At 67.4% G+C, this 9,294-nt stretch carries 7 protein-coding genes and 1 pseudogene; 4 read left to right on the top strand and 4 right to left on the bottom strand.

What is annotated here, in order from left to right; all coding sequences use genetic code 11:
• The 3 genes and pseudogenes from ACJ8AN_RS08810 to ACJ8AN_RS08800 form a co-directional block, all read left to right on the top strand.
• Window positions 1-207 (top strand): annotated as a pseudogene (locus ACJ8AN_RS08810) (carbonic anhydrase); the annotation flags it as partial.
• A gap of 96 nt (window positions 208-303) precedes the next feature.
• Window positions 304-1,383, top strand: a complete 1,080-nt coding sequence (locus ACJ8AN_RS08805) for a restriction endonuclease fold toxin-2 domain-containing protein (RefSeq protein ID WP_407754814.1) — start codon at window positions 304-306, stop codon at window positions 1,381-1,383.
• A 54-nt stretch (window positions 1,384-1,437) separates the two neighbouring features.
• Window positions 1,438-1,806 (top strand): hypothetical protein, encoded by a 369-nt coding sequence (locus tag ACJ8AN_RS08800; RefSeq protein ID WP_407754813.1) that lies wholly within the window; start codon window positions 1,438-1,440, stop codon window positions 1,804-1,806.
• A gap of 605 nt (window positions 1,807-2,411) precedes the next feature.
• Here the strand turns inward: ACJ8AN_RS08800 and gatB are convergent.
• Genes gatB through ACJ8AN_RS08780 form a run of 4 tightly spaced genes read right to left on the bottom strand, consistent with a single transcriptional unit; the run spans window position 2,412 to window position 5,973 of the window.
• On the bottom strand, window positions 2,412-3,851 hold the full coding sequence (gatB, locus tag ACJ8AN_RS08795; RefSeq protein ID WP_407754812.1) for an Asp-tRNA(Asn)/Glu-tRNA(Gln) amidotransferase subunit GatB: 1,440 nt from the start codon (window positions 3,849-3,851) through the stop codon (window positions 2,412-2,414).
• 19 nt (window positions 3,852-3,870) lie between these two features.
• Window positions 3,871-5,331 carry an Asp-tRNA(Asn)/Glu-tRNA(Gln) amidotransferase subunit GatA gene (gatA, locus tag ACJ8AN_RS08790; RefSeq protein ID WP_407754811.1) on the bottom strand — a complete coding sequence of 487 codons (1,461 nt, stop codon included), beginning with the start codon at window positions 5,329-5,331 and terminating at the stop codon, window positions 3,871-3,873.
• A gap of 4 nt (window positions 5,332-5,335) precedes the next feature.
• Complete coding sequence (gene gatC / locus ACJ8AN_RS08785) at window positions 5,336-5,623, bottom strand: Asp-tRNA(Asn)/Glu-tRNA(Gln) amidotransferase subunit GatC (protein ID WP_407754810.1); 288 nt, start codon at window positions 5,621-5,623, stop codon at window positions 5,336-5,338.
• 20 nt (window positions 5,624-5,643) lie between these two features.
• On the bottom strand, window positions 5,644-5,973 hold the full coding sequence (locus ACJ8AN_RS08780) for a zf-TFIIB domain-containing protein (protein ID WP_407754809.1): 330 nt from the start codon (window positions 5,971-5,973) through the stop codon (window positions 5,644-5,646).
• 185 nt (window positions 5,974-6,158) lie between these two features.
• Here ACJ8AN_RS08780 and ACJ8AN_RS08775 point away from each other — a divergent pair, with 185 nt between their 5' ends.
• Window positions 6,159-9,290 carry a DNA translocase FtsK gene (locus ACJ8AN_RS08775; RefSeq protein WP_407754808.1) on the top strand — a complete coding sequence of 1,044 codons (3,132 nt, stop codon included), beginning with the start codon at window positions 6,159-6,161 and terminating at the stop codon, window positions 9,288-9,290.
• The last annotated feature ends 4 nt before the right edge of the window (window positions 9,291-9,294 follow it).

Raw genomic sequence — 9,294 nt, 5'->3', positions numbered from 1 at the left:
GTGGAGCTCAACGTCACCGAGCAGTACATCAACATCATCAAGACGGCCGCGGTGCAGCAGTCCTACCTGGCTCGCGGCTTCCCCACGGTGCACGCCATGGTGTTCGACATCCGCACCGGACGCCTCAAGGACCTGGGGCTCGACTTCCGCGAGACGCTGCGCAACATCCAGGAAGTGTACGACCTGACGGGCACCACCTGGCGGTGAGCATTTGAAGTAGTTCACTGCCTCGTACGCGCTCCACAGGTCCGGCACGCCCGCGCGATCCAACAGCGGCGCGACTGCTCGCTCAAGATTCCAGCCATGCGAATCATCCTCTGTTGCCTGGCGCTCCTGTTCGCGGCGCCCGCATCCGCCAACTCGCTGGAGGATGGGCTGTGCCAGGCGCAGCCGCAGTCCGTCGAGAAGATGCAGAGGACGGAGAAGCTCTGCCGCGCCTTCATACGCGCCATGGGCAGGTTGCCCGGGGATGCAATGAAGGAAGTGCAGGCGATGTTGTCACCCGAGAGCCTGGCTCTCATGGGGACGATGACCACGGCGTGGCTTGGCAGCCAAGGCATTCCCGTACTCGGCCAGACAGTGGACGCAGCGCTGCTGATATTGGGAGTCGCGATGGCCGCAGCGCAAACGGCTGCGGTGAAGGACTCGCTGTGGAACTACGCTAGATACGCAAGCGAAGCGCGCGATGAGGCGGACCTTGATACGGCGGCGACGCACCTTGCGCGAGCCGCGGCGACAGTAGGCGTGAGCGTCGTAACGTTCATCCTCCTGAAGAAGGTATCGGGCAAGGTGCAGAACCATCCAGGGCCACCCGAGCTACCTTCCACACTGCGACCCGAGCCCGTGCCAGTGACCGGAGGCGGGCGCGTGGGCAACCCCGCAAGGGCCATGCCGGGCGTCTTGCCGGGAACAGGGGTAGCGCCCTCACTCGCTGTCGCCGGGGGACGGCCGGGCGACGAGGGCGTGCCGCCGGAGAACGCGAAGCCCAAGAAGATAGACCGCAAGTCCTTTTCTGAATGGCTGGAGAAGGTGAAGCGTCGGCCCGCTCGCGAGGATTCAGAGGCCTTCAAATACCAACGAAAGCACGCAGGCCCGGAGGAAATACAAGCTTCCGGAAGTGGAGAACAAGTCTGGGCGGACGGTGCCCGCCCGGACAGTGCGAGGGTGGTGGAGGTCAAGCACGTCGGTGACGCGAGCAAGAGCCCGTTCATCGCCGGTTCGAAGTGTGATGAAGGCGTCCGACTCGCCATCCAGCGGGGTGTCACCGGTGAGTTCCAACGGTACGCCGCCGTCATCAAGAGGACCCCAATACCCCTGTCGTTGGGCTCGAGGTCATCGTCAACGACGAGAGGGCCGTTGCCTTCTTCGAGGCCCTCCTCGTGAAGTTTGGCATCCCTGGCGAGGTTCTCGTTCGGCCCTGAGGCCAGGAGAGAATGCATGAAGTACTACATCATCACAGAGAACGAAGGACTCCCGTCGGCCTCTGATTTTACTTCCAGGATGATCGCGCGGTGGCCTGGAGCCACGGTGGAGCGGATTTCGAATCCCGACAGGAGCTACGCCCTGGAGTTCCAGATCCCCATGGCCCATTCCCATGTCGAGGGCCTGCTCGACCGGACCGGGAGCTCCATCAATATCGAGGGCGACCTCCGGGAACTGGCCGAGTTCGTTCAGTGGTGCCGCGCCCTCATCCCGCCCCACCTGCGCCTCATCTTCTGCGATGAGGGCATGAATGGTGAGGTGAAGGTGACACCGACAATGACAGCCACAGACATCGTCCGAGCATTCTACGAGAGCGGTGGATGAGCCCACCAAGCCATGCCCCTTGTCAAACTGCCGACTGGCCAAGGCATTGCTATTTGTCGGTGACATGGCGCACGCCCCGCCCTTCGGTTCGAAGCTGACCCTGCAGTTGCCCGTGCCTCGCGCGGGCTGCGATACGAGGAAACCCCGGCCCTACAACCGCCCAGGGCTCCACCACCGAAGAGGAACTCTCCCCAGGTTGCTCTGAGCCGCCGAGCACCATCGAGAGTGCTGCGTATTCCGGCCGAGACCGCCGACCTGTTGACGAACACAGGGCTCGGGCTCGCCAGCCCTGACTCGGGTGGCAAACCATTTCCGGAATTGGGGTGCGGAGAACTCGGCGGCGCTACTTCGAGAAATGTCTGATGCCGATGAGCCCGTGAGCATGACGACGGATGAGGTTCTTCTTGCTGCGCCGGGCGCCCGGCTACTCCCTCCCGTCGGATGACGTCGATTAAGTCCGATCAGGGCGCAGGCATAAGCAAATGCGCTGCTGGGGCGGCAGCAGCGTCTACGCTCTGCCCAGCCTTCGCGACCTGTGATGACTGCCGCTGGCTCCACCCGAGCCGCAGCACATCCCCTTTCGTGAGGGGAGCCTCTCGCGAGGGCTACTCGCCGAGCTTCTTCTTGAGCAGCTCGTTCACCAGCGCCGGGTTGCCCTTGCCCTTCATCGCCCGCATCACCTGGCCCACGAAGAAGCCGAAACTCTGCTTCTTCCCGGCCTTGTACTTCTCCACCTCGGCGGCGTTCTTCGCGAGCACCTCGTCCACCACCGCCTCGATGGCGCCCGTGTCGCTCACCTGCGCCAGGCCCTTCTCCGAGATGATGGCCTCCGGGTCCTTCCCCGTCCGGAACATCTCCCCGAACACGTCCTTGCCCGCGTTCGCCGAGATGCTCCCCTTCTCCACCGCCTCCAGCAGATTCGCGAACTGCACCGTCGAGAAGCGCAGCGTCGTCACGCTCCCGCCCTCGTCCTTCAGCAGCCGCAGCAGCTCCCCGAGGAACCAGTTCGACAGCCGCTTGTAGCCCTTGAAGTGCTGCGCCACCGCCTCGAAGTAGTCCGCCAGCGGCCGCTCCGCGCACAGAATCTTCGCGTCGTACTCGGGTAGCCCGTACTGGCTCATGAAGCGCGACATCTTCGCCCGCGGCAGCTCCGGCAGGGACTTCGCCACCTCGTCAATCCGCGCGTCCGTCACGTGCAGCGGCGGCAGGTCCGGCTCCGGGAAGTAGCGGTAGTCGTGCGCCTCCTCCTTCGAGCGCATCGAGCGCGTCAGCCCCTTGTTCGGGTCGTACAGCCGCGTCTCCTGGTCCACCTTCCCGCCCGACTCGATGACGTCCACCTGCCGCGAAATCTCGTACTCGACGGCCTGCTTGATGAACCGGAACGAGTTGATGTTCTTCAGCTCCACCCGCTGCCCGTACGCCGTGGCGCCCTTGCGCATCACCGACACGTTGGCGTCGCAGCGGAACGAGCCCTCCTCCATGTTCCCGTCGTTCACCCCGAGGTACACCAGCACGTCCCGCAGCGCCTTGAGGTAGTCCACCGCCTCGTCCGCGCTGCGCAGGTCCGGCTCGCTGACAATCTCCAGCAGCGGCACGCCCGCGCGGTTCAGGTCCACCAGGCTCTCGGACGCCGAGGCGTCGTGCACGCTCTTGCCCGCGTCCTCCTCCATGTGGATGCGGCGCACGCGGATGACCTTCTCACCCCCGGGCGTATCGATGGACAGCTGCCCCCACTCGCAGATGGGCTGGTCGAACTGCGTAATCTGGTAGCCCTTGGGCAGGTCCGGATAGAAGTAGTTCTTCCGGCTCCACACGCTCGTCTTCTTGATGGTGCAGCCGAGCGCCAGTCCCGTGCGGATGGCGAACTCCACCACCCGTGCGTTGAGCACCGGCAACACCCCGGGCAATCCCAGACACACCGGACAGGTGTGGTGGTTGGGCGCCGCGCCGAACGCAGTCGAGCAGCCACAAAAGATTTTCGACTGCGTCAGCATCTGGGCGTGGACCTCGAGCCCGATGACCGGCTGGAAATCGCTCAGGGACATGGCGTCTCCGCAAACTCTCTCAAAGGGGGGCCAGGCGGCGCGTGAAGTCGTGCTCGCGCTCGAACGCCCGGGCAATCCGCAGCAGCTTCGCCTCGTCGAACGGACGGCCCATCAGCTGCAACCCGATGGGCAGGCCCGCCTTCGTGAAGCCGCACGGCAGCGACAGGCCGGGCAGGCCCGCCAGGTTGCACGGCAGCGTGCACACGTCCATGAGGTACATGGACACCGGGTCGTTCACCTTCTCGCCCAGCTTGAAGGCAGGCACCGGCGAGGTGGGCGTCAACACCGCGTCCACCTGCGTGAAGGCCTGGGTGAAGTCCTCGCGGATGAGCGTGCGCACCTTCTGGGCTCGCACGTAGTAGGCGTCGTAGTAGCCCGCCGACAGCGCGTAGGTCCCCAGCATGATGCGGCGCTTCACCTCGGGACCGAAGCCCTGGTCGCGCGACAGGCCGTACATGTCCTTGAGGCCCTTGGCCTCTCGCGCCCGGTGGCCGTAGCGCACGCCGTCGTAGCGCGCCAGGTTGCTCGAGGCCTCCGCCGGGGCAATCAGGTAGTAGGCCGCCAGCGCGTACTTCGTGTGCGGCAGGGAAATGTCCACCAACGTGGCGCCCAGCCGCTCGTACTCCTTCATCGCCGAGCGCACCGCCGCCTCCACCTCGGGGTCCATGCCCTCGACGAAGTACTCGCGCGGCACGCCCAGCTTCAGCCCCGCCACGCCGTGCTCCAGGTCCGCCCGGTAGTCCGGCACGTCCGCCGGCGCCGAGGTGGAGTCCAGCGGATCATGCCTCGCCAGCACCTGGAGCAGCGCCGCCACGTCGCCCACCGTGCGCGCCATGGGGCCCGGCGCGTCCAGCGACGAGGCGTAGGAGATGACGCCGTAGCGCGACACGCGCCCGTACGTGGGCTTGATTCCCACGGTGTTGGTGAACGCCGCCGGCTGGCGGATGGAGCCACCCGTGTCCGTGCCCAGCGTGCCGAACACCTCGCGCGCCGCCAGCGCCGCCGCCGAGCCTCCCGAGGAGCCTCCCGGCGTGCGCGTCACGTCCCACGGGTTGTGGCAGGGACCGTAGGCGCTCGATTCGTTGGACGAGCCCATCGCGAACTCGTCCTGGTTGAGCTTGCCGACAATCGGCATGCCCGCTTCCTTCAACAGCCGCACCGTCGTGGCGTCGTACGGCGGGCGGAAGCCCTGCAGCACGCGCGAGGCGCAGGTGGTCTCCACGCCCTCGGTGAGGAAGATGTCCTTCACGCCCACCGGCACGCCATCCAGCGGCCCGAGCGGATTGCCGTCCTTGCGGCGCGCGTCACTGGCCTCGGCGGCCGCGAGCGCCCCGTGCTCGTCCAGGCGCAGGAAGGCCTTCACCTTCCCATCCACCTGAGCGATGCGCGCCAGGCACGCCCGCGTGGCCTCCACGGAGCTCGTTTCCCCCGCGGCCAGCTTTCGCGCCAGCTCCAGCAGGGTGAGGTCGGTCAGCTGCATGGCGTCACTCCAGGATTTTCGGGACGGCGAAGCTGGTGCCCACCTTGGCCGGCGCGTTGGCCAGCGACTTCTCCGGGGGCAGCGAGGGCCGCGTCACGTCCTCGCGCAACAGCGAGGACGCGAGCGTGGCGTGCGAGGTCGGCTCCACTCCGCTCACGTCGAGCTCCTGGAGCTGATTCACCGCGTCGAGAATGGCGGAGAGCTGCCCGGCATAGCGCTCCTCCTCCTCTGACGAGAGCGACAGCCGGGCCAGGGTGGCCACGTGGCGGACCTGCTCGACGGTGAGCTTCATGGGGCGGACCTCGCTCGGGACTACTTGTTCTTGAACAGGTTGAGGACGGCGCCCATCCACTTGCCGCTGTTCTCGTGCGCCATCTGCTTCTGGAGCCGCTCCAGCTCGCCGGCGTCCAGGAAGATGCCGTGGCAGTTGAAGCACGTCTCCATGTCCACGTCGCCGTGCTTCACCGTGTGCAGGTCCATGCCGCACTTGGGGCACTTCATGAAGTGCAGCTTCTTGAGCTCCTCCTTCTGCTGGGCGGCCAGCGACTGCGACTGCTGGAGGGCCAGCTTGCGCTTCTTCTCGATCTCCTCGCGAGCGAAGTACTCCTCCTCGGTCGACGAAGGCTTGTCCTGGGTGGCCATGATGTAGGTCTCCTTTTGTTGAAACTCGGCGGCGGCAACATACATGCTCCCCGCCCCCGGTCGGTGCCTCAAAGTGGTAGCGCCGTGTACCTCTGGACGGCAGGCCGGAAAATTGACCGCCCCCCCTCCCTCCCTACACTCCGCGGACGGCTGCTACAGCCCGCTACGGGGAGTGTGAGGGAGTCATGTCGGAACGGAAGGCCAGAGCGGAGAAGACGGTCCTTTCGCGGCAGGAGATCGCCACGCGGCGCAAGGCACTCGCGGAGAAGAAGGCCCAGAAGGGCGGAGGCCCCAGCGTCGGGGGTCCCGGTCAACGGGCCCTCGTGGGCCTCTTCCTGATGGCCGCCTCGGTGCTGTCGCTCGTGTCGGTGGCCACCTTCAGCGCGAAGGACCGCAAGGGACCCGGCTTCGAGAACGCCGTGGGCCCCATGGGCCACCTCATCGCCGAGGGCCTGCGCGGAATGCTCGGGGTGTGGGCGTACCTGCTCCCGCTGTGCGGCGTCTACGCCGCCATGGTCGTCTTCGTGGGCAACCGCGAGCGGCGCCGCTGGCCGCAGATGGTGGCCCTGGTGCTGCTGACGCTCAGTGGCGCGGTGCTCGCCCAGCTCTTCATCGGCAACCAGCCCGGCCAGGCCCACCCGCCCGGCGGCTTCGTGGGCGCCACGCTCGGGGGCATGCTGGTGGGGCTCTTCTCCACCGTCGGCACCATCATCCTGGTGACGACCGTGTGCGCCGCCGCGCTCATCGTCGGCACCCAGTACACCTTCCTCAAGCTGTGCTCGCTGGCGTGGGCCGGGGCGTGCGTGCTCGGCCGGCGCATCCAGGAGAACGCGCTCGTCTTCTGGGAGCAGCAGAAGGTCAACTACAAGGAGCGCCAGGAGCGCCTCGCCCAGGAGCGCGAGGAGGAGGCCGAGTTCCTCGCCCAGCTCGAGGAGGAGGAGGCCGATCTGGAGGAGGCCGAGCGTCTGGCCCAGGAGGCCGAGGCCGCCGACGAGGCCGCCATGGCCGAGGAAGCCGTGCGCCTCGCGCGCCAGGAGGAGAAGGAGCGCGCCGTCGTCACGAAGCTGTCGGCCAAGGAGACCCGCGAGGCCGCGAAGCTGGCCGCCAGGGAGGCCAAGGAGAAGAAGCCCGAGGGCCCGGGTGTCACGCCCGTCATCGTGACCCCCCCGGCCGCCCCCTCGCGTCCGGCTCCCGGAGCGGACCCGGTGTGGACGAACTTCCTGTCGCCCTCGCCCGCCGCCAACGCGGTGCCCACTCCGCCCGCCCCCGCTCCCGCCGACGCGGCGAAGGGCAAGCGCGGCAAGACGCCGAACATCGTCACCGGTCCGGCCGCGGAGGCTGTCGAAGCCTCGGCCGCCGAGCCCGCGATGGCCGCCGCGCCCGTGGCCCCCGCGTCCACTCCGGTGGCTGCGGCCTCGCCCTCGGCCATCATCCCGGCTCCGCCCTCGGCGCTGGCTTCGCGCACGCCGCTCATCGTGGAGCCCAAGGCCCCGCCCAAGCCCACCGCCGTCGTCGCCAGGAAGAAGGACCAGGAGCAGTTCCAGTTCGTCGGCGGCCGCACCAGCTTCTCGCTGCCCCCGCTGGAGGTGCTGGAGATCGAGAAGAAGGAGCGCTCGGCGATCGACAAGGATGCCTTCCTCACCACGGCCGAGAAGCTGCGCGCGAAGCTCGCCGACTTCGGCATCTCCGGCGAGGTGGTGGAAATCCGCCCCGGCCCCGTGGTCACCATGTACGAGTTCCTCCCGGGACCCGGCATCAAGGTGAGCAAGATCGCCGCGCTCCAGGACGACCTGGCCATGGCCATGGAGGCCATGCGGGTGCGCATCGTGGCGCCCATCCCCGGCAAGGGCGTGGTCGGCATCGAGGTGCCCAACCGCGACCGCGAGACGGTGTACCTCAAGGAGATCGCCGAGCAGGACGTCTTCCAGAAGTCCGTCAGCCGGCTCACCATGTGCGTGGGCAAGGACATCGAGGGCATGCCGTACGTCTTCGACCTGGCCAAGGCGCCCCACCTGCTCATCGCGGGTACCACCGGCTCGGGTAAGTCCGTGGCGGTGAACTCGATGATCATGAGCATCCTCCTGAAGTCCACGCCGGAGGAGGTCCGCTTCATCATGGTGGACCCGAAGATGCTCGAGCTCTCCGTCTACGAGGGCATTCCGCACCTGCTGCTGCCGGTGGTGACCGACCCCAAGAAGGCGGCGCTCGCGCTGCGCTGGGCCGTGGAGGAGATGGAGCGGCGCTACCAGATGCTGTCCGAGGCGGGCGTGCGCAACATCGCCGGCTTCAACAAGTTCGTGGAGACGAAGGACGCGGAGAAGGCCACCGCGAAGCCCGAGGAGTCCACGAGGAAGGCCGCGCCGAAGAAGCCCAAGAAGGTGCTGGTGGTGGACGTGGCCACGCCCGAGGACGCCATCATCGAGGAGCCCGTCAGCGCCAGCGCGGGCCCGGGTGTCGCCGCGCCGAAGGACGACGTGGAGGACCTGCGCGAGTCCCTGCCCGAGCCCGAGGAGGCCCCGGAGCACCTCCAGGCCGCGAACGAGGACGAGGACGACGACGGCATGGACGACGCCATGGACGCCGCGCTCGAGGCGGCTGGCGGCTCGGAGTCCACGAAGGAGGAGAAGCGGGAGTGGAAGAAGCTGCCGTACATCGTGGTCATCATCGATGAGCTGGCGGACCTGATGATGGTGGCCAGCCGCGAGGTGGAGACGTACGTGGCGCGTCTGGCGCAGATGGCTCGTGCGGCCGGCATCCACCTGATGGTGGCCACGCAGCGCCCGTCCACGGACGTCGTCACGGGCATCATCAAGGCCAACTTCCCCACGCGCATCAGCTTCATGCTGCGCTCGAAGCCGGACTCGATGACGATTCTGGGAACGGTGGGCGCCGAGGCCCTGCTGGGCATGGGCGACATGCTCATCATGCCGCCCACGAGCGCGCACCTGCAGCGCGTGCACGGCGCCTTCGTGTCGGAGAACGAAATCAAGAAGGCGGTGGACCACCTCAAGTCGCAGGGCAAGCCCGTCTACGACGAGTCCATCCTCAAGCCGCGCGACGAGGAGGGCGAGGGCGGTGGTGGCGAGGAGGACGAGCTGTCCGACGAGTTGTACGACCAGGCACTCGCGACGGTGAGCGAGATGCGGGCGGTGTCCATCTCGATGCTCCAGCGCAAGATGCGCATCGGCTACAACCGGGCGGCGCGCATGATCGAACGGATGGAGCGCGACGGAGTGGTGGGCTCGGCGGACGGAGCCAAGCCGCGCGAGGTGCTCATCCGCGGCGTGGGCGACATGCCGGGCGCCGGAGCCGCGTGACCCA

The sequence above is a fragment of the Archangium sp. genome (genome assembly GCF_045802675.1).
Classification (GTDB): Bacteria; Myxococcota; Myxococcia; order Myxococcales; family Myxococcaceae; genus Archangium.
Note: the sequence above shows the minus strand (reverse complement) of the source record. Positions and strands in the feature narration are given on the sequence as shown.

Coding starts and splice junctions, on each gene's coding strand:
- gatB (WP_407754812.1), bottom strand. CDS start 3,851: ATGTCCCTGAGCGATTTCCAGCCGGTCATCGGGCTCGAGGTCCACGCC.
- gatA (WP_407754811.1), bottom strand. CDS start 5,331: ATGCAGCTGACCGACCTCACCCTGCTGGAGCTGGCGCGAAAGCTGGCC.
- gatC (WP_407754810.1), bottom strand. CDS start 5,623: ATGAAGCTCACCGTCGAGCAGGTCCGCCACGTGGCCACCCTGGCCCGG.
- ACJ8AN_RS08780 (WP_407754809.1), bottom strand. CDS start 5,973: ATGGCCACCCAGGACAAGCCTTCGTCGACCGAGGAGGAGTACTTCGCT.
- ACJ8AN_RS08775 (WP_407754808.1), top strand. CDS start 6,159: ATGTCGGAACGGAAGGCCAGAGCGGAGAAGACGGTCCTTTCGCGGCAG.
- ACJ8AN_RS08805 (WP_407754814.1), top strand. CDS start 304: ATGCGAATCATCCTCTGTTGCCTGGCGCTCCTGTTCGCGGCGCCCGCA.
- ACJ8AN_RS08800 (WP_407754813.1), top strand. CDS start 1,438: ATGAAGTACTACATCATCACAGAGAACGAAGGACTCCCGTCGGCCTCT.